The organism is Sphingomonas yabuuchiae (genome assembly GCF_001477495.1).
GTDB lineage: Bacteria > Pseudomonadota > Alphaproteobacteria > Sphingomonadales > Sphingomonadaceae > Sphingomonas > Sphingomonas yabuuchiae_A.
This window is the reverse complement of sequence record NZ_LDTF01000009.1, coordinates 66,049-84,330: the sequence shown is the minus strand read 5'-3', so window position 1 is coordinate 84,330 and position 18,282 is coordinate 66,049. Positions and strand designations below refer to the sequence as shown.

11 protein-coding genes and 1 tRNA gene are annotated in these 18,282 nt (G+C 65.5%); 2 read left to right on the top strand and 10 right to left on the bottom strand.

Going from position 1 to position 18,282, the window contains the following annotated elements; translation table 11 throughout:
* Positions 1–21: 21 nt before the first annotated feature.
* The 4 genes from NS355_RS03480 to NS355_RS03465 form a co-directional block, all read right to left on the bottom strand.
* The gene (locus NS355_RS03480) at positions 22–414 is read right to left on the bottom strand and encodes an acyl-CoA thioesterase (RefSeq protein ID WP_058744406.1); all 393 of its coding nucleotides are present in this window, start codon (positions 412–414) and stop codon (positions 22–24) included.
* Positions 411–1,016 carry a DedA family protein gene (locus NS355_RS03475; RefSeq protein ID WP_244489539.1) on the bottom strand — a complete coding sequence of 202 codons (606 nt, stop codon included), beginning with the start codon at positions 1,014–1,016 and terminating at the stop codon, positions 411–413. Before NS355_RS03475 ends, NS355_RS03480 begins: the two co-directional genes overlap by 4 nt.
* Complete coding sequence (locus tag NS355_RS03470; protein ID WP_058744405.1) at positions 992–3,058, bottom strand: S9 family peptidase; 2,067 nt, start codon at positions 3,056–3,058, stop codon at positions 992–994. Before NS355_RS03470 ends, NS355_RS03475 begins: the two co-directional genes overlap by 25 nt.
* Positions 3,059–3,245: 187 nt before the next feature.
* Positions 3,246–4,346, bottom strand: a complete 1,101-nt coding sequence (locus NS355_RS03465; RefSeq protein WP_058744470.1) for a glycoside hydrolase family 43 protein — start codon at positions 4,344–4,346, stop codon at positions 3,246–3,248.
* Positions 4,347–4,481: 135 nt separating this feature from the next.
* Here NS355_RS03465 and NS355_RS03460 point away from each other — a divergent pair, with 135 nt between their 5' ends.
* Positions 4,482–6,272: an aminopeptidase P family protein gene (locus tag NS355_RS03460; protein ID WP_058744404.1), complete on the top strand. Its 1,791-nt coding sequence runs from the start codon at positions 4,482–4,484 to the stop codon at positions 6,270–6,272.
* A gap of 364 nt (positions 6,273–6,636) precedes the next feature.
* Here NS355_RS03460 and NS355_RS03455 read toward each other — a convergent pair whose 3' ends face one another.
* Positions 6,637–11,238 carry an NAD-glutamate dehydrogenase gene (locus tag NS355_RS03455; protein ID WP_153008026.1) on the bottom strand — a complete coding sequence of 1,534 codons (4,602 nt, stop codon included), beginning with the start codon at positions 11,236–11,238 and terminating at the stop codon, positions 6,637–6,639.
* Between the two features lie 92 nt (positions 11,239–11,330).
* The gene (locus NS355_RS03450) at positions 11,331–12,161 is read right to left on the bottom strand and encodes a hypothetical protein (RefSeq protein ID WP_153008025.1); all 831 of its coding nucleotides are present in this window, start codon (positions 12,159–12,161) and stop codon (positions 11,331–11,333) included.
* Between the two features lie 119 nt (positions 12,162–12,280).
* Here NS355_RS03450 and NS355_RS03445 point away from each other — a divergent pair.
* A tRNA-Thr gene (locus NS355_RS03445) sits at positions 12,281–12,356 on the top strand.
* On the opposite strand, the gene NS355_RS18105 is transcribed toward NS355_RS03445, so the two are convergent.
* The 4 genes from NS355_RS18105 to NS355_RS03420 form a co-directional block, all read right to left on the bottom strand.
* A complete protein-coding gene (locus NS355_RS18105) occupies positions 12,327–13,949 on the bottom strand; it encodes a recombinase family protein (RefSeq protein WP_084787463.1) in 1,623 nt (540 codons plus the stop codon). The genes NS355_RS03445 and NS355_RS18105 overlap by 30 nt on opposite strands.
* A 662-nt stretch (positions 13,950–14,611) precedes the next feature.
* Positions 14,612–16,540 (bottom strand): DUF3732 domain-containing protein, encoded by a 1,929-nt coding sequence (locus NS355_RS03430; protein ID WP_153008024.1) that lies wholly within the window; start codon positions 16,538–16,540, stop codon positions 14,612–14,614.
* Complete coding sequence (locus NS355_RS03425; protein ID WP_153008023.1) at positions 16,537–17,037, bottom strand: three component ABC system middle component; 501 nt, start codon at positions 17,035–17,037, stop codon at positions 16,537–16,539. Before NS355_RS03425 ends, NS355_RS03430 begins: the two co-directional genes overlap by 4 nt.
* Positions 17,018–18,220, bottom strand: a complete 1,203-nt coding sequence (locus NS355_RS03420; RefSeq protein WP_153008022.1) for an ABC-three component system protein — start codon at positions 18,218–18,220, stop codon at positions 17,018–17,020. The genes NS355_RS03425 and NS355_RS03420 overlap by 20 nt, the downstream gene beginning before the upstream one ends.
* Positions 18,221–18,282: the final 62 nt, after the last annotated feature.

Genomic DNA, 18,282 nt, shown 5'->3' with positions numbered 1-18,282 from the left:
GATGCGTCCCGCTTCTTGCGGTCAAACCCGAAAGGGTGCCGCGATCTCGGGCGTGACGCGCAGCAGACGGCCGGTGGCGCGGTCGATCAGCGCCCAGGTCGTCACCGCCTCCACCTTCACCTGGCCCTGCGCATCCAGAAAGCGGACATGCCGGTCGAAGCGCGCGCCCTTGGGCGGGTTGGGAACCCAGGTTTCGGCAGTCACCGTCTCGCCCGCCACGACATTGCCGCGATAGTCGATCTCGTGCCGCGTCACGACCCAGATATGGGCGGCGGCATGTTCGGGGGGCACGACCGATTCCCAATGCGCGCCAGCAATCGCCTGAATCCACTGGACCCAGACGGCGTTGTTCACATGGCCCAGCTCGTCGATATGCTCCGGCCCGGCGGTGAAGGTCATGGTGAAGCGGCTCATGCCTGTTCGTCCGATTCCCTGTATCGCAACCACAGCGCGCGGACGCCCCAGCCGATCGCGGCGGCGACCATCACCAGCCCCGCCGCCATCAGGATGTGCGGCAGCGTCGGGCGATAGCGCGCGGCGAGTTCGTGAAACGCCTCGCCGAACAGATAACCGATGCCGGTGAAGATCGCTGCCCAGCACAAGGCGGATGCGGCATTGACCGCGACGAACAGCCGGGTCGACACATGGCTGGTGCCCAGCGCCACCGGGCTGATCGTGCGCAGGCCGTAGAGAAAGCGGAAGGCGAAGATGAAGCCGACCGGGTAACGCTCCATCAGCTTCGTGACGCGCGTATAGACGCGCCGCTTGCGCAACTTGGCCACCCAGCGCCCGTCGCGTGCGCGGCGGCCGATGGTGAAGAAGACCTGATCCGCCAGGAACGACCCGATTGCCGCGGCCAGGAAGGCGGCGGGCCAGCCGATCAGCCCCTGATGCGACAGGATGCCGCCGGTCACGACCGCCGTCTCGCCCTCCAGCCCGGCGCCGAGTGCGATGGCCGCGACACCGTAGCGCGCGACGATCGCCTCTATGCTCAGGATTCGACTCCCATCTGCCACAGGATGAAGGCGTGCTCCTCCGCGCCTTCGCGCAAGGACTCGAACCGGCCAGACTTGCCGCCATGGCCTGCGCCCATATTGGTCTTGAGCAGCAGCAAATTGTCATCGGTCTTGGTCGCGCGCAGGCGGGCGGCCCACTTCGCGGGCTCCCAATAGGTGACGCGCGGATCGTTCAGCCCGCCCGAGATGAACATCGGCGGATAGGCTTGCGGCCGAACATTGTCATAGGGGCTGTAGCTGCGGATCAGCTCGAACGCCTTGGCGTCCTCAATCGGATTGCCCCATTCGGGCCACTCGCCCGGCGTCAGCGGCAGCTCGGCATCCATCATCGTGTTGAGCACGTCGACGAACGGCACGTCCGCGATGACCGCGCCCCAGAGTTCGGGGTCGGAATTAACCACTGCGCCCATCAGCTCGCCGCCCGCCGAGCGGCCTGCGATGGCGATCTGGCCCGCCTTGGTCCAGCCGCCCTCGATCAGCCCCTTCGCCACGTCGACAAAATCGTGGAACGTGTTGGTCCGCTTCTCCAGCTTGCCGTCCAGATACCATTGCTGGCCCAGATCGTCGCCGCCGCGGATATGCGCGATGGCATAGGCAAAGCCGCGATCGAGCAGACTCATGCGCCCCGTCGAAAAGCCCGGCGGGATGGCATAGCCATACGCGCCGTACGCATAGAGGAACAGCTTGCCCGATCCGTCGCGGGGAAAGTCCTTCGGGTAGACGATCGACACCGGCACCATCGTCCCGTCGCGCGCGGCGATCTTGAGGCGCTCGGTCCGGTATTGGTCGCCGTCATAGCCCGATGGGATTTCCTGCACCTTCAGCACGGTCAGGCCGCCGGTCGCCACGTCATAGTCATAGACGGTGCCCGGCGTGACCATCGACTCGTATCCCAGCCGCAAGGTCGACACGTCGTACTCGGGATTGTCGCCCAGCCCGGCGGTATAGCTCGCCTCGGGAAAGTCGATCCGCTGGGGCACGGTCGGCGTGTCGTAGCGATGAATGGCGATGCGGTCCAAGCCGTCCTCGCGCCCCTCGACCACGAAAAAGTCCTTATAGCACTCCACCCCGGTCATGTAGAAATGCGGGTTGGGCGCGATCAGTTCGTGCCAGTCGCCGGGATGGTCGATCGAGGCGGTGCAGAGGCGGAATTGCGGGTCGACGTCGTTGGTGTGGATGAACAGCGTACCGTCATGCTCGTCCACATCATATTCGCGGCCCTCCTTGCGGGGGGCGACCAGGATCGGTTCGGCGAAGATATTGTCGGCGGGCAGCAAGCGCACCTCGCTGGTGACATGGTCGCCGGTCGCGATCACGATCCAGTTGCGCGCCGAGGTCTCGGCGACGGCGACGCGATAGCCTTCGTCATCCTCGTGGAACAGCTCGACATCCTCGGCGACATCGGTGCCCAGCTTGTGGAAGCGCGCATTGTCGGTCCGCCACTGCGCATTCGCCACGCCGTAAAGAAAGCCGCTGTCGTCCGCGACCCAGACGATCTCCGACAACATGCCGGGGATGACATCGGGCAGATGCTCGCCGGTGGTCAGGTCCTTGACCCGCACCTCGAACCGTTCCGAGCCATTGTCGTCGATCGCATAGGCCAGGTAACGGCCATTGTTGCTGATCGAGAAGGCACCCAGCCGGAAATATTCCTTGCCCTCAGCCAGCGCCGGTTCGTCGAGCAGCAGTTCGTCGGGGCCGCCCGCGACCGGCTTGCGCCACCATTTGCGATATTGCCCGCCCGTCTCGAACCCGGTCCAGTAAATCCAGTCGCCGTCCTTTTGCGGCACCGAGGATTCGTCCTCCTTGATCCGCCCCTTCATCTCTTCGTACAGCCGGTCGATCAGCGGCTGGCGTGGGGCCATGACCTGCTCGAAATAGGCGTTCTCCGCCTCGACATAGGCGAGCACGTCCTTGTCCTCGACCTCCGGATAGGCGGGGTCCTTCAGCCATGCGTACGGGTCGGTGATGGTGATCCCGTGCGCGGTGAAGCTGTGGGGACGGGTCTGGGCAATGGGCGGCGTCGGCGCGGGTTCGGTCATCGCCCGGATGTAGCTAGGGTTAGGCCCCGCCGGAAGGGGTGAGGGACGGTTTCTCCCAACCTCCGTTCAGCCTACTCCTACATCCGTTCACGCTGAGCGACGTCGAAGCGCACGTTCCGCGCTTGGCCAACGGATTCCCTTGGCCTTCGACTTCGCTCAGGCTGAACGGACGGTAGGATATGGGGCGTTATTTGCCCGCCCACCCATTCGCCAGCGTCCAGCGATCGCGCCAGCGCAGCACCGGCGTCTCGCCCTCCCATTCCACCGGCAGCCAGACATAGCGCCCGTCGATCGCATTTTCGGGCCGCCAGCGATCGGCCATGAAGATGAAACGCGGCTCCGCCCCCGGCCGCTGGGGCGGCAGCGGCAGGACGAAGGTGGATTGCGAGTGGAAGGTCGTCTTCCGGTCCTCCTCGCTGCCGCGCACCGGATTGCCCAGCGAACGCCACGGCCCCGTCACCTTGTCTGCGACATAGACCCGCCCTGGATTGGGTCGCCAGCCGGTAAGCCCCGAGGCGAACATGTAATAGCGCCCCTTCGCCTTGAAGAGCGCGGGCGCCTCGTTTCCTCCATCGGGCAGCGCACGGACATAATAGCCGTCATGCCGCGTCCAGTCGGGCGCCAGCCGCGCGATCTGGAGCGTGGCATTCTCTTCGGAGGCGTAGATGTGCCAGGCGGTGTCGCCATCGACGAAAACCGTCATGTCGCGCGCCATCTGCCCGCCGGGAAAGTCGCGCGCAAGCGTGGTGCCGGGTGCCTTGTCCTCAGGCGTAGCATTGGCAGGCCAGATGCCCGGATTGACACGGCCAGCGCGCAGGAAGCGGAACGGCCCCTGCGGCCGGTCGGCCACCGCGACGCCCGCCTGCGCCGCGCCGTAGCCCTTGCCGCGCAGCTCCAGGTGGAACCACATCACGAACGTTCGAGTGCGGGGGTTATAGACGACCTTGGGCCGCTCGAGGATGCAGCCGCGCGTGATCGGGCTGTCCGGATCGTCCGACACGGACAGCGCCACCCCTTCGTCGCGCCAGTTCACCAGATCGGTCGAGCTATAGGAATGGACGCCGACCAGCGCGGTATTGCCGCCCTCGCCCGCCGTCTTGTGCTCGCCATGCCACCACCAGCGACCGGCATGGCGCAGCAGGCCGCCGCCATGCGCATTGATCGCGACGCCGTTCGTGTCGTTCCACACTTCGCCGGGCCGGAAGGCATCCGGTTCGGCCGCTCGCGCCGCCTTGCCCATCAGCGCCACCGCGCCCGCCCCGGCCAGGACACTTCGCCGGTCGATCATCATAGCATCCTCCCACCTGCCGCCATTCCCGGATCGTATATGGTCTGACAAGATCGGCAAGCCCGCCGTGAGGCTCGACGCTGTGCGGGCGGAGGGCTAGACCGGCCGCGTTTCCCATTGCTGTCAGGCCGTTCCATGTCCCATTCCGCCCGCCTTGCCGCCCTCCGCGCCGAACTCGCCGCCCGGGGGCTCGACGGTTTCGTCGTGCCGCTGACCGATGAGCATATGAGCGAATATGTCGGCGACTATGCGCAGCGCCTTGGCTGGCTGACCGGCTTTGGCGGCTCGGCGGGGTCGGCGGTGGTGCTGACGACCAAGGCGGCGATCTTCACCGATGGGCGCTATACCCTTCAGGTGCGCGAGCAGGTGTCGGGCGAGGACTATGCCTATATTCCGGTGCCGCAGGACAGCGTGGCGGGCTGGCTGGGTCGAGAGACGGCGGCGGGGCAGCGGATCGGGTACGACCCGTGGCTGCACACCCGCCAGCAGGTGGCCGACATGACCGCCGCGCTCGCCGACCGCGAGGCGGAACTGGTCGCCGTCACCGTCAACCCGATCGACGCGATCTGGACCGACCGCCCCGCCCCCTCCCCTGCCGTGCTCACCGTGCAGGACGAAGCGGTGGCGGGCGAAAGCTCGGCCGCCAAGCGCGCGCGGATCGGCGAATGGCTGGCCGAGCAGCGGGCGGACGCGGTGGTGCTGTCGGCGCTCGACTCGATCGCCTGGGCGCTGAACGTGCGCGGGACCGATGTCGCGCATACGCCGGTCGCGCTGTCCTATGCCATCGTGCATGCCGACGGCGAGACCGACCTGTTCGTGTCCCCTCAGAAGATCACGCCCGAGGTGCGGGCGCATCTGGGCAATGCGGTACGGCTGCACGACCGCGCGGCGTTCGAGGGGTATCTGACCGGCTTTGCGGGCAAGCGTATCGTGGCCGATCCCGAGCGCGCCGTGGCCGCCATCGCGCAAGCGCTGGAAGCAGGCGGGGCCAAGGTGCTGGCGCTTCGCGACCCGGTGGTGCTGACCAAGGCGATCAAGAACCCCGCCGAGGTCGCCGGGCACCGCGCCGCCTCGGTCCGCGACGGCGCGGCGATGGTGCGCTTCCTGCGTTGGGTGGAGGAGGAATGCCCCAAGGGCGGCCAGACCGAGTTGTCCGCCGCCGCACGGTTGCTCGCGTGCCGTGAGGCGACCGGGCTGCTCAAGGACACCAGCTTCTCGACCATCTCGGCGACCGGCGCGCACGGTGCCAGCCCGCATTATCACGTTACCGAAGACTCGAATGCTGCGATCGAGCCAGGCCAGCTCTTCCTGATCGACTCCGGCGGGCAGTATCAGGACGGCACCACCGACATCACCCGCGTCATGCCGATCGGTACGCCCACAGACGAAATGCGCGACCGCTTCACCCGCGTGTTGAAGGGGCATATCGCCCTCGCCACCGCCGTCTTCCCGGACGGAACGTTGGGCGGGCATCTGGATTCGTTGGCGCGGCGGCCGCTCTGGGAGGTCGGGCTGGATTACGCCCATGGCACCGGCCACGGTGTCGGCGCCTATCTGTCGGTGCATGAGGGGCCGCAACGTATCGCTGCGCCCAACTATCCCGGCGGCGCGGCGATGGAGCCGCTGCGCGCGGGCATGATGCTGTCCAACGAGCCGGGTTATTACAAGGCGGGCGAATATGGCATCCGCATCGAGAATCTGGTGCTGGTCGAACCGCGCGCCATCGCGGGTGCGGACCGGGACATGCTGGGCTTCGAGACGCTGACCCTTTGCCCGATCGAGCGGACGCTGATCGTGGCGGAGTTGCTGACCGCGGAGGAGCGGGACTGGCTCAACGCCTATCATGCGCGGGTGGCGGAGGTTCTGGCGCCGGAATTGGAGAGCGCGGATCGCGACTGGCTGCTGGAGAAGTGCGCGGCGATCTGATTCGCACGCGACGCCGCGAGGACGCGAAGAAAAAGAAGGTTGGTTCGCGCGGAGGCGCGGAGACGCGGAGGTGTCTCGCCTGCCGCGCCAGCGGCCCTCTTATCTTCCGCGCTAACGAATAGAGGGCGCTGCGCGCGGCCCGACCTCTCTGCGTCCTCTGCGCCTCCGCGCGAACCAACCTTCTTCTCCGCGCCTCCGCGTCTCCGCGCGAACCAAAGCTCTTTGCGTCATCGCGGCTTCGCGTGAACAAGAAAACGCCGCGTAGGAGAGGCCTCCCACGCGGCGTTTTGCGCGCCTCTCACGGCAAAGGAACTGGACCCCGGCCTTCGCCGGGGAACAGAAGAGGGTTTGCTCGCCCTCCCCTTTACCGGCCCAGCAGCACCCGCGCTTGCCCTGCGATCTGGGCCAGCATCGCGGCGTTGGGCTGGGCGGCCAGGCGGGCGCGGTCGATCACCGCCTTGAACTGGCCGACCCGCGCGGCATTGCGCTCCAGCCAGGCCTCGACCGCCGCTTCGGGGTCGGTCGCGCCTGCACGGCCGAGGAAGTCGAGCCGCTGCTGCTGGAAATCGCGCGCGAGGCCCGCGATCAGCAAACGCTCCCACGGATCGCTCGGGCTGATCCGCGCCGCCTGGCCCTGTGCCCAGTCGAGACCGAGCGCCTGACCCAGGCGGGTGAAGGCATGGGTCAGCCGCGTCTCGTCGAGCGACAGCCGCTGGCCCAGATCGGCCAGGCCGACCGCGCCGTCGAGTTCGGACACGCGCACCACCCGCGCCGCGAGATCGGCGGGCGCGCCCGCTTCCTCCAGCGCCGCGACGACCCGCGCGCTCTGCGCCTTGGCCTCTTCGCGCAGAAGCGCGGGCGTTTCCGCCGCCAGCCGCGCAATGCCCGGCTGCAACCGCTCCAGCGCCGCGCCGGGCGAGGTGCCCGAAGGCATGGAGCGCAACAGGTCGGCGATCTGCGAACGGGTCGCGCGCGCCACCTCGTCGAACAGCGCGATACGCGCCGCTTCGGGCATCGCCGCCGTCTCGATCGCGGTCCACAGGGCGGGCAGATCGAACAGCCGCTCGACCACGACGAACATCGCCGCGATATCGGCCATCGCCGCGCCCTCTTCCTCCGCCAGCTCGAACGGATGGAGGATGCCCATCCGATTGACGATCCGGTTGGCGAGCTTCGTCGCGACGATCTCGCCGCGCAGGCGATGCTGGTCGATCGCCTCGCCGAACGCCTCTTGCATCGCGGGCGGGAAGGCCGCGCGCAGATCGGGGAGCAGTTCGTCGTCCAACGCCAGCGCGCTGTTCTCGATCGCGTCCTGCAGCGTCAGCTTGGCCGTCGCCAGCAGCACCGCCAGTTCGGGCCGGGTCAGCGGAATCCCGTCCTGCCCGCGCCGCAACAGCACGTCGTTGCTGCCCAGACCCTCGACCGCGCGGTCGAGCCGCCCGGCGCTCTCGAAGATTTCGATGACGCGGACATAGCTTGGCATCGCGCCCGCGCCGTCCGCCTCGGCGATCGACAGGCCCAAAGTCTGGAGGCGGTTATCCTCCAGTACCAGATGCGCCACGTCATCGGTCATCGAGGCGAGCAGCGTGTTGCGGTCGCCCTCCGCCAGACGGCCCTCGATCATCTCGCGGTTGAGCGCGATCTTTATGTTGACCTCGTTATCCGAGCAGTCGACGCCCGCCGAATTGTCGATGAAGTCGGTGTTGATCCGGCCACCGCGCTCGGCAAAGGCGATGCGCGCGGCCTGCGTCACGCCGAGGTTCGCGCCCTCGCCGATCGCGGTGACGCGCAGATCCTCGGCATCGACGCGCAGGCGGTCATTGGCCGGGTCGCCGACCTGGACGTTATTCTCCGCCGCCGCCTTGATGTAGGTGCCGATTCCGCCGAACCAAAGCAGGTCGGCCGGGGCCTTCAGGATCGCCGAGATCAAAGCCGCCGGTTCCAGCGAGGTGGCGGTGATGCCCAAAGCCTCGCGGATTTCGTCCGACAGCGGGATCGTCTTGGCCGAACGCGGGAAGACGCCGCCGCCCGCCGAGATCAGGCTGGTGCCATAATCCGCCCAGCTCGACCGGGGGAGCGCGAACATGCGCGCCCGCTCGTCCCAGCTCGTCGCGGGATCGGGGTTCGGATCGAGGAAGATGTGGCGATGGTCGAACGCGGCGACCAGCTTGATCGCCTTGGACAGGAGCATCCCGTTGCCGAACACGTCGCCCGACATGTCGCCGCAGCCGACGACGCGGATGGGTTGCGTCTGCACGTCCACGCCGCGCTCGGCGAAGTGCCGCTGCACCGAGACCCAGGCGCCCTTGGCGGTGATGCCCATCGCCTTGTGGTCATAACCCTGGCTGCCGCCGGAGGCGAAGGCGTCGCCCAGCCAGAAGCCGCGCTCCAGCGCCAGCGCATTGGCGACGTCGGAGAAGGTCGCGGTGCCCTTGTCGGCGGCGACCACGAAATAGGGGTCTTCGCCGTCCAGCACGCGCACGCCGTCCGGATGCACCACCGCGCCCTCGACGATATTGTCGGTGATCGACAGCAGCGCGCGGATGAACACGCGGTAGCTTTCCTTGCCCTCGGCGGCCCAGCCGTCGCGATCGGTGACGGGCGACGGCAGCTGCTTGGGATAGAAACCACCCTTCGCGCCGGTCGGCACGATGACCGCGTTTTTCACCCGCTGCGCCTTCATCAGGCCCAGGATTTCGGTGCGGAAGTCGTCGCGGCGATCCGACCAGCGTAGCCCGCCACGCGCCACGGGTCCGGCGCGCAGATGGATGCCCTCGACACGCGGGGAATAGACCCAGATTTCGCGCCACGGCAGCGGCGCGGGCAGCCCCGGAATCTTGTGGCTGTCCAGCTTGAAGGCCAGCGCCTCCTTGCCCGCCTCGGCAAAGGCGTTGGTGCGCAGCGTGGCGGCGATCATGTCGCGGAAGCTGCGCAGGATACGATCGTCGTCGATCGCCGACACGGCATCGAGGCCCGCCACGATAGCGGCATCGGCGGCGGCGATATCGCCGGTCGCCTTCGGATCATGCGCGGCGGTAAACCGCTCGATCAGCGCAGTCGCCAGCTTGGGCGCGCGACGCAGCGCATCGACCACCGTGGTCAACCCATAAGGCAGCCCCGCCTGGCGCAGATAACGGAACCAGGCGCGGAACAGCACCACCGCCTGCGGGCTGAGGCCGACATCGACGATCAGGCGGTTGAACGCGTCATTCTCCGCCTGGCCCTCCAGCACGGCGGCGATCGCCCCCTCCAGCACCGCCGCGCCCTTGGGCTCGGTGGTCGCCTCGGTCTCGACGATGAAGTCGTGGACGAAGGGATCGGCCTCGTCGCGCAGCCGCGTCGGCAGTTCGCCGATCACGCGGAAGCCGAAATTCTCCAGCACCGGCACCGCGTCCGACAAGGGCAGCGCGCCGTTCAGCTTGTAGATTTTCAGCTGGCGGTCCTGCCCCGGCTGGACCGGGAAAAGGCGAACCGACCGGCTCCCCTCATTCTCCAAGCTCGACAGGCGCAGAATGTCGGCGGCGGCTTCCGATGCGTCGCTGACATTGCGGTAATTGGTCGGGAAGCCATTGGCCCAGCGCAACGCCAGACGCGCGGCGCGCGGCGCGGGAATTTTCTCCGCCAGCGCCGCCTCGACATCGGGCATCCAGCCGCGCACCATCTTGCGCAGCCGTTCCGACAAGGCCGCCGTATCGGGCAGGCGGCCGTCCTGGCGCAGGTCGATGGTGTAGCGGATCAGCGCGACGACGCCGTCCTCCAGCGCGATCGACCAGTTGAGCAGCGAGCCATTGGCGGCCTCGCCCAGCATCTCGCCGATCGCGACGCGCCGCGCGGTGGTCAGTTCGTCGCGCGGCAGCCAGACAAAGGCGAACAGATGTCGCTGCAAGACCGAGCGGATCAGCACCAGTTCGGGGCGCGGACGGTCGGCCAGCGACATGGCGGTCAGCGCCAGCTGCTCCAGCGCCTCGGCCGGGAACGCCGTCACCAGATCATGCGGCAGCGCGGTCAGCGCATGGGTCAGCGCCTTGCCGGTATGGCCGCGCGGGTCGAAACCGAACTTGGCCTGGAGCGCGGCGAGGCGCGTGCGCAGCACCGGCACCTCATGCGGCGGGCTGGCCAGCGCGGCGCTGGTCCACAGCCCGGCATGGATCGACAGGCCGACGACGCGGCCCCCTTCCATCACCGGTACCAGCACCAGGTCGAGCGGCACCGAGCGATGTACGGTCGAGATCGCATTCGACTTGAGCAGCAGCGGCGCCGCCCCGCCCTCTACGAAATAATCCAGCGCGCGCTGGCGCGAGGTGTCGGCGAGCAGCGGCACCTTGTGCGGCGTCCGCGCGACGCCGAGCGCGGGCGCGTCGCGACCATCCTCATACCATTTCTCATGGCCCAGCAGCGTCAGCTTGCCACCCAGGAACCACAGAAGGAGCGCCGCGCCCTCGCCATTCTTTTCGCCCAACGTCGTCGCATCGGCGGCCAACGCGTCCTGCAACCCCGACCAGTCCGCGACGGCGGCCCGGACATCGGCCAGTACCGCGCGCAGATCGTCGACCAGCCCGCGCCGGTCGCGCGCATCGGCGCGTTCCATTTCCAGATAGATGAAAGATTCGGACTTTCCGCCCGTGCCGATGGCCTGAAGCTGTCCCTCGCCGTCGCGGGTGACGGGCAGAACGGGGTGGATCACGCGGTCGATCGCGATACCGTCCGCGCCGACCATCGCCGCGATCGAATCGACCAGGAAGGGCATGTCGTCATTGACGATGGCCAGGCGCATCCGGCGATGCGTGTCGTCGCCCGACATCGGCTCCAGCGCGATCGACGGTTCGCCCGGCGAGCGCTGTTGCGCCACGCCCGCGACGAAGGCCGCCGCAGCAGCCACCTCCGCGGGGCCGAACCCCTGCAACTCCGCCGGAAGGGCGCCCTGGGTCAGCCGCGCGGCAATCGCGTCGGCCATCGGATGCGACATATTCGGTGCCATGGTGCCAAGTCCTAGGCCGGGCTCTCGCGGCGCTCAACCCTTCGCCGCCAGAGAAAAGATGTTGCGCCGCAGCGCAATTTTCATTGCGAAGCGCGCAACACCCTTTCGGCCAAGCGCGCGTCTCCAACCACCGTTCCAGTGATGGCAACGCTACCATCCTCGGCGACGTGCCCGACCATTACAACGGGTGCGCCAGGCTCCGCATCGATCGGCCCTGTCATGTTAGCGATAGCTTTTACTCCCCCACCGCTGGAGGACGACGGGCCGTTCCATAGCGCGGCAGCCGAACCCGGTGGCGGTGGCGTAATCGCCTCGCCAGCCGAATCCATCAATTCCGAATCAAGCGTCGCCTGCAACAGCGGATCGGCCACTTCCTTCCAGCTCAGGACGCCGTGGATAAAATCGATCATCAACCCGTCGGACGAATAAGGCAGCAATATCCCGCGATACAGCGTCATGCGCCCGCGCGCGTTGACGAACTCGGCCTCGAAACCGGCCGGAACCTGATCGGCCAGCACATGGTCGAAATGCCGGGTCAGCCGCGCCAGCAACGACGCCTCGGGCAATTCCCCGATCCGCGTCGGTCGCGCCACCGTGCCGCACTCCTCGCGCAGCGCCTGGCCGATATAGGCGATGGCCGGGTCGATCCGGTCGCCGCGAAAATCCAGCAGCACCGAATTGGCGGCAAAGTCGCCGATCGCCTCGGTATCCAGCGCCCGGATCGAGGGAAACCGCGCCTCCCCCGACAGCGACACCCAATGATGATAGGCCCGCGCATGAAGCCGCCGCTCCGCCCCGCCCAGCCGCGACAACGCATCCTCCGCCCCGCCCGCAATTTCGCCCGCCGGACGAGCCGAAACAGGATTCCGGGGATTTTGCGGCTCGCGGTCCATGACGGTCTTCCTGGTCATGATCCTGTCATGCCCCGACATAGTTAACCATAGATGAAGATCGCAAAGCCGCTTGCCAGCCCCCCAACGATCTGTTAAGCGCCCCCACCTGACCGGACACCAGCCGGTTCACGAGACGGGCCGCTTTAGCTCAGCTGGTAGAGCATCGCATTCGTAATGCGGGGGTCACAGGTTCGAGTCCTGTAAGCGGCACCACTTCCGGTCAAAACCGGGCACCATGGATATGGCGGCATCGCCGTCCCGCACGACTGCGCTTTCCAACGCTGCTTTGCTGCCCTGGATGTGGATGGTTTGGTTGTCCACGCGGACATTGTCGATCAGCAGCCGGACATAGGCTTTTCGCAGCGCCGGGTTTCCGCCCCTCAGCTGTTCGCTGATTAGCTTGCCGAACTTGGCGATCGTTTCCTCACCGATACGCTGCGGTCCTCGTTCAAGCTGAAGCGTCAGGCTACGCGCGCTGGCGTCCAATTGCGCGACGTTCTGACGGTGCTGTGTGAGTCGCTCGGCGAACAGCGGGTCCTTGGCCGACATCACGCCCTCCTCAAGCGCTTCCAGCAATCTTCGCATGCGCTTTTCCGCTTCGATCTTCTCCCGCCTGATACGCTCGAGATCCTGATGTCGCTGCGCATCCGCGGTATCGGATTTTTCGAGGACGGCCTGCAGCAGTTCGAGGAGCCGGTCGCGCTGGAGGATACGATCCGCCAGAACGGAGAGGACGATGCCGTCGAGCTTGTCCTGGCGGATCGCGCGCGTCTCACAGCGCCCGGCACCACCTGTCAGCTTCGCGTTGCAGGCATAGTAGATATATTGGCCCGACTTGCCGGTGCGGATCGTCATGCCAGCCCCGCAGCCGGGTGCGTTGCACTTCAGGATACCGGTCAGCAGCGTAGGGCCGTTGGTGACACGCGGCGGCGTCACCTTGGGGGCAGCCCTCGCACGACGTGCCGCGACCTCTGCGATGATTTTGGGCGGGACGATTTCCGGGCATGGCACGATGATGCTCTCTTCGATCGAGGGCTTTCGACCTTTGCTGTCGGCCGTTCGATCGAGATAATGGCCGCCGTAATGTTGGCGGGTCAGGATGCCATCGACGCTGCTGTGGAAGAATTCGCGGCCACGCATCCGGTATCCCAAGGCGTTCAGATGCTGAGCGATCGCACGTGTGCCCATTGGCGTGCCGTGGAGGCCGCTTCGCGCCAGATCGTAGATCATTCGAACGACGGCGGCTTCTTCCTCCACGATGAAGAGTTTGCGGCGTTCCTTGCGTCCTTCGATGACCACGGTGCGAGCCTGGTAGCCGAACGGCACCGGCCCGCCGTTGAAATATCCTGATTGTGCATTTCCGCGTCTATCGCGCCGCGTGAATATGGATGAGTCGAGGGCGTGCTTCTCGTTGAAGACGCCGAACAGGCCGCGCATGAGCTGACCATTCGCGTCTTCCCCGAATTCTTCGGTCAGCGAGATGAGCCGCACGCCAGCCTGCTCGAGTTTATGCTCGCTGTTGACCTGCGTCAGCAGCCGTCTGGCAAAGCGTGACAAGGCGTAGACATAGATGATGTCCACCGGTCGCTCCGGCCCCGTCGCCTTGGCCATCATTCCGTCGAATTGAGGGCGACGGAGCTTGCGGCCGGAGACGTTCAGTTCCTGGAATATCTCGACCAACTCGACGCCGTCGCGCTTCGCCCTGTCTTTGATCGCGGCGATCTGGGCCGCAATACTGGCATTGTTGCCGTCCTCGTCATCATTGCTGACGCGGACATACCCATAGGCGCGCAGCGGCTCGCTCATGCTTTTTCATCCTGAAATTAATGCCCATGCCGCCCGGCAGTATTCTTATCTTCTATGCTGAACAGCTCGGTCAGGGCCTCGCCGAGCATGCTGACGATCAGATCGACCTCACCGGGCAGAAGCCCGATCACAGGGGGGACGTCGACGATGACCTCAGGCGAACACGGGGCTCCAGCCGTTCGAGCAGTTGCGTCTTTCGCAAGAGGAGGTGGCACCGGCGGCATGGTGACCGAGCGGTGCCATCCTTCTCAGATGTTTGCGGTCCACCTACCCCAAAATTGATCAAAAGCTTGTGGCATCATCATCAATGAACGTGGACGGCGCCCTCACAAAAAGACCCAAATGCGGACATTGGCGCTGGCTCAGCAGCGCCCCAGATGCGGACGTTCGTTCATGTTTTGAATCGGGTTCGGAAGCCCACGCCGCTCCCGATGCTAAACGACGAGATTTGGAACATTTCTGCCGTTCCCAAGCGACACGTGGAACGGCAGCTCTTGTCAGGAGCCGACGTCCGGCGGTTGTCTAACCGTCATCGCAGAAAGACAGACATGGGCCGCGGAAGGTCCGGGCTTCCGGCTTCGGCCGCCTGGAGTCGAAGCGGCTGGCGAGCAATATCGGATGATGCAGGAGATTGACGCCGCCAAGCCGTTCCCCGCCTGACCTCAGCCACGCGCGTCGATCCAGCGCTGCGGGATGAGCCCTTGTCCACGCCACCGCGCGACCACGGCATCGGCGAACCAGCTGTCCCGGAGATCCGCGTGGTCGGTCACGATCACTTGGAGGCTCGGCGCCAATTCGACCGTCACGTCGAACATCAGCTTGAAGAGCTTAAACACCGCTTCACGGTCGGCGTCCGGCAATCCGGAGACATCGCCGTCGCGATCCTGCTCGGCTGGGTAATGGGCCTGCGAGGGCTGGTCGAAGAAGATGAACCCGGGAACCGGGCGATCCTTCTGCCGAAACCAGCGATGGAGCGCGAGATGGGCGAGCACATGATAGCCCACCCAGTTCTCACCGCTTCCCATGCGGAACAACGGAACCGGTCCATCGAGCGTGTCCGCAACGACGGCGAGCTGCTTGATGTCAAGCCTCAAGCGGCTTCCGCTGTGCTCGAGGTCCAGTTTCTCTGAGTCGCGCGTCATAAAGTCGCCGATTAGATTGAGGATCGAGGTCAGTCGCTGTTCTGTGCTCTCAGGGTCGACCAGCTTCTCCAGCGCCTCGACCCGCTTGCGGGCAGCGTCGAGCTCCTCGGTCGATGCGGCCGCCGCGGGCGGCGGGGGCAGCGTTTCCAAGAAATAGGCGATGCGCCCCATCGTCCGGGCAAGCCTCAGCTGGCTGTCGCGCTCTGATCTGAAGGCGTCATCCTGTTTGGCGAGCGTATCGATCTGATCCTGATTGCGCTTAAGCGCGTCCTCGATCCTCTTCTGCTGCTCGACGAGATCCCCCTGCACTTCCTGCAGGCGTGGCACTTCGCGCCGAACTTGGCTCAGTTGCTCTTCGATCCCGCTCAGAGTCCTGTGCATCTCCGCCGCCGAAGGAACATGGACGTCGGTCGAACCACACAGGGCGCAGGCCTCGACATCGCCCTTCGTGACCAAACCAAGGCTTGCCAGCCTTGCTCTTTGCTCTTCGGCTTCCTGCGCGAAGCCACCGGCGACATCCTCGACCTGCCGGATCTGGCGCAGGCGCTCCTTCAGCACGGCGAGCTCGCGCCGCAGCCCGGTGCGCTCACGGCGAAGGACAGCGATCGGCTCCGTCGAATCGGGCGGCACCGGCACTTCCTGAATAACCGGATTGATAGCGCGAAGGCCGCCGAGCGCGAGGTCCTGTGCGGGCGGCGGGCCGGGAGGAAGCAGACCGACCGACTGCGCCTCGCGAAACATGTCTTCGGTGCGTGCCGCCGACAGGCTGGCAAGCTGCTCGCGCTCGCCGGCCAGCTTAAGTAATTTCCTCAGTTCCTTACGTTCGAGATCAAGCTGGACCTTAAGCCGCAACACGTCCTCGTCGATCGCGCCAAGAAAATAAGGCAGCACATCCTTGATCGTCTGCGGTAGGAACGGCTCGCTCTGGCGATGGAACAGGATCTTGCGGCTGTCGATCTCATCTTGGTCCTGGATGCAGAACATCAGGGCATGGCGAATGTTAGCCGCGATCGGGTTGCGTGTTTGGCCCTCGGGGACTGTCGTCACATTTTCGGAGATGCCGACCGACGATGTGAGGATTGCTTCGATGTCCGAAACGCCGATATTGGGGGTCCAGTCGGCGCGTTCGGGCATCGCCACGTCCGCGCCGACGGCGTAATAGACGTCCGGATTGCGTGTTTTTGGCGGTCTGGGGTTGCGCCGCGCGAGAAAAATCCGACTGTCATCCCGGTCGAGCAGGATGCCATACCATGCGACATGCTGGCGGATCACGCCGTCCGAGACGTGGCACTGCTCTCGACCGAAGCAATATTCGATAATGTCGATCAGGGACGACTTGCCAGTTTTCGACGCCCCGGTAATGATGCTCAAGCCCGAAACGTTGAGCTTGACCGAGTTCATTTCGCCATTGTGCCCATAGACGCCGATTTCCAAAATCCTGAGGCTCACGGGGCGACTCCAAGCATAGATAAGATGGTGGACTGACGATCATCCTTGGGGATCCATCGCCCCACGAAGCGGGCCGCCTCGTAGCAGTCCTTTATTTCCATCGTGTCGGTATCGAGCCGCGGCGGATCAGGTTTGAAGCGGTACGCCCCCGGTCTGAGACCGTCCCCAGCAATGGTCAGCCAGTCCTGCGCACAACCGAGCTGGATCGCCTCGCGGGTCGTATCGACCAGTTCCCGGCAGAGTTTGGCGAACTCTGCGTTGAACTCTGGATGCGTTGTCACCCAGCTCGTCATTCGCGTCTTAAGCGTGGGCAGCGCGCGGCGTACTCGCGCATTGAGGACGATCGGTAGGACGAGAAAAGCATGGGCGAGCGGAAGCGCACGGCTCGTATCACCCTCCTGATAGCCCCGGGTCGCAGCGCGCAGGAGCAGAGCGCAGAAGACCGGATTGAAAAGGGTCTGGTCCTCGATGGACCGATCATTCCATGCCGGGCTCATCGTCACCCCCTGGCGCAGCTGGGCTCAGGCGCTCGACATAATGCGGGTGCCACCCGATAATATGATCGTCTGACAGCATGTGATACGATCCCTGCGAGACATACGCCTCGATCACTTCGCGAAGCGGAATGGCATTGCCGGTGGTCGTCGAGAAAACGTCCATGCCGATATCGGCCAGCTCGGCCTCCGACATGTTCTCGCGAAGGCGGCCCTCGGCGACACCTCTGCGCCGCTGCCAGTGCTCGGTCAGCTGGCGCCCATAATCGGTGAGTTCGTTCTGCCGGAGCAGACCGTCCCGCGTCCAGCGCGAGCGTTGCTCGCGCGCCCGAAAATAGTCGATGATCGCGATCTTCTGGCCAGTCGGGCCAAGGCCGATGAGCTTGAGCTGCTCGACGAACGGGCGCTGCTCCAATAGCCCGACTGTTTCGCCCGACGGATCTGCCGTGCCGTAGTCGATCGGCAGCTGGTCCGGTCCGAACTCGTCGCGCAGATCATCGATCTTGGAGTCGATCAGCGACACCGGAATAAGCTTTCCACCCGAGGTCGCTAGGGCGTCGATCACGATCGCGAACCACCATCCCTCGAGCCTTTCGCGAAATGCCGTCATATATTCGAGCCGACACGCACGCTTGAGCGCCGCCGCCAGCTCATCTTTCACGTCCACGATCGTCGGCGAGGCGTCGAGCATCTCGACCATCCCGATAATCTGCTCGCGCATTTCGGGTGTCTGCTCGAGGAACACCTTGGTTGCCCAGGCGACCTTTTTGCTTTTTGATTCCGCGGCCGAAATCGCGAGCTTCTCAGCGGCCTTCGTAACGTCCCGGCCCCTGGGGCCCGGCCGGAGCAGCGAGACCGCCGTATCCGCGCCAAGCGTCGAGGTCGTCACGAAGGTGAGCTTAATCTTTCCAAGCTCGGCCGGATGATCCCTCACCCGCTTGGTCCAGATACCTATCGTGTTCCAGAACTGAACCGCCCGGTCGCTCATAGGCTTGGGCTTGAGACTGTGCTTCGACTGCAGAAGCTCTTGCGGCGAGCCGTTGTTGGAAAAGGCGATGTCGTCGAAACACTCGATCGAGACCTCGAGCCCGGGCGTCACGTCCTGACGCTTCAAGGCTGCGAGAAGCGCGTACCGGCACTGAAAAAGATAACCGCTCGCCGAATCGGCTGCTGAATGATCTGCCACAAGCCCCCCCCCTGGCACATAGCTACTGAGATTAGGCTATCTAAGGCAAGTAACCATCCTGA

Bases quoted from the DNA above. Each gene is read 5' to 3' on its own strand.
- NS355_RS03480 (WP_058744406.1), bottom strand. From the start codon at position 414: ATGAGCCGCTTCACCATGACCTTCACCGCCGGGCCGGAGCATATCGAC.
- NS355_RS03455 (WP_153008026.1), bottom strand. From the start codon at position 11,238: ATGTCGCATCCGATGGCCGACGCGATTGCCGCGCGGCTGACCCAGGGC.
- NS355_RS03460 (WP_058744404.1), top strand. From the start codon at position 4,482: ATGTCCCATTCCGCCCGCCTTGCCGCCCTCCGCGCCGAACTCGCCGCC.
- NS355_RS03450 (WP_153008025.1), bottom strand. From the start codon at position 12,161: ATGACCAGGAAGACCGTCATGGACCGCGAGCCGCAAAATCCCCGGAAT.
- NS355_RS03465 (WP_058744470.1), bottom strand. From the start codon at position 4,346: ATGATCGACCGGCGAAGTGTCCTGGCCGGGGCGGGCGCGGTGGCGCTG.
- NS355_RS03425 (WP_153008023.1), bottom strand. From the start codon at position 17,037: ATGAGCCCGGCATGGAATGATCGGTCCATCGAGGACCAGACCCTTTTC.
- NS355_RS03470 (WP_058744405.1), bottom strand. From the start codon at position 3,058: ATGACCGAACCCGCGCCGACGCCGCCCATTGCCCAGACCCGTCCCCAC.
- NS355_RS18105 (WP_084787463.1), bottom strand. From the start codon at position 13,949: ATGAGCGAGCCGCTGCGCGCCTATGGGTATGTCCGCGTCAGCAATGAT.